Raw genomic sequence first — 1,272 nt, forward strand, 5'->3', positions numbered from 1 at the left:
ACGCCCGATGCACCGCATCGGGCGTTTTGTATTTCAAAGACAGGTGCGGACGCTCACCGTTGTAGATCGATACCGACTCACTCACCATCTTCTTCGCCTGCGTTAAATCCTGTGGTCGCTGGAGCATAAGCTCTGTCTTTAATATCCCGTTGACCCGCTCTGCCAAGGCATTTTGGTAGCAGTCATAGCCGTCCGTCATTGAGCATCGAATACCGTACTTCGCGTGCAACGCTTGGTACATCCCCGAGCAATATTGGATACCTCTATCTGAATGATGCACCAACGGCTGCTCTGTCCGACGGTGCTTTACCGCCCGGCGCAGTGCCTGTGCTACCGACTCGGTGTGAAGGCTTTCATGGACGTGATAGCCCACGATCTTTCGCGAAAAAGCATCCGTTACCAGGCTCAGATAGGCCACACCTTCCTGAGTGGGCAAATAGGTGATGTCAGCCACCCAGACTTGTTCCGGGCCGCTTGGAACAACCTGATCAGGACCTGGCTTGAGCAGGTTCGGGTGGCGGTGAAAGCGATGATGACTATTGGTCGTCTTGTGATAAGACCGCTTGCGAGCTACCAATAAACGTCTTTCCCGCAGAATCGAAAACAGCCGATCTCGACCCACTTGCAGTTCAAGTTGGGGCTGGCAATGCAGCAAGTAATGCAGCTTTCGGGTGCCCAAACGCGGCTGCCGCTGACGTTTTTGCTGAACGAAATCGGCAACCTTCTGATCCAGCCCCAGACGAGCAGCATCGGCGCGATTGCGTTTGTAGTAAGCCTGTCGGCTTATCCCCATGAACTGGCAAGCCCTGCTGATGCTCAGGTTTTTGATTCGTTTTTGCGCGAGGACTTGCCGGGACGCTTTTTTACGACAGAGAGACCGTAGTCATTCTTCAAGACATCCACGACCGCCTCGAAAAACTGCGCTTTCTGATTGGACAGAGCTAACTGCTCTTCAAGCTCTTTGATGCGTTGCTCTGGCGTTAATGGTCGGTTTTTGTCGGGCATAGACCCCATCCTCGGCGAGCCAATGTATCTGCCTGGGCTCCAATCCTGCCGACCGTGCTTGCGTAACCACGTCAGAACGGTCGTTTTGCCTTGAATCCCGTAGCGCTCCTGAGCCTCTTTATAACTCAGCTCGCCTTTTTCGACCTGATCGACGACCGACAATTTAAAGGTCAGCGTGTAGTCTCGCTGACTACGCCTTTTTGCTGATTCCATTACGTCCTCCTGAAAAACAGATCAGAAGGTGTAAACCTTATTCAGGACGGGACA

The 1,272-nt window shown here is 53.0% G+C and carries 1 protein-coding gene; it reads right to left on the minus strand.

All coding sequences use genetic code 11. From position 1 onward, the window contains the following. Positions 1 to 1,218 (minus strand): IS3 family transposase gene (locus CKW11_RS27355; protein WP_095140152.1). Its coding sequence is split into 2 segments (ribosomal slippage), with 1,219 coding nucleotides annotated over them: positions 1 to 855 and positions 855 to 1,218; the frame shifts between segments, so codons are not numbered across the junction. This gene is flagged as partial in the annotation. Positions 1,219 to 1,272: the final 54 nt, after the last annotated feature.

Source organism: Pseudomonas sp. Irchel s3a10, assembly GCF_900187525.1.
GTDB classification, from domain to species: Bacteria; Pseudomonadota; Gammaproteobacteria; order Pseudomonadales; family Pseudomonadaceae; genus Aquipseudomonas; species Aquipseudomonas koreensis_G.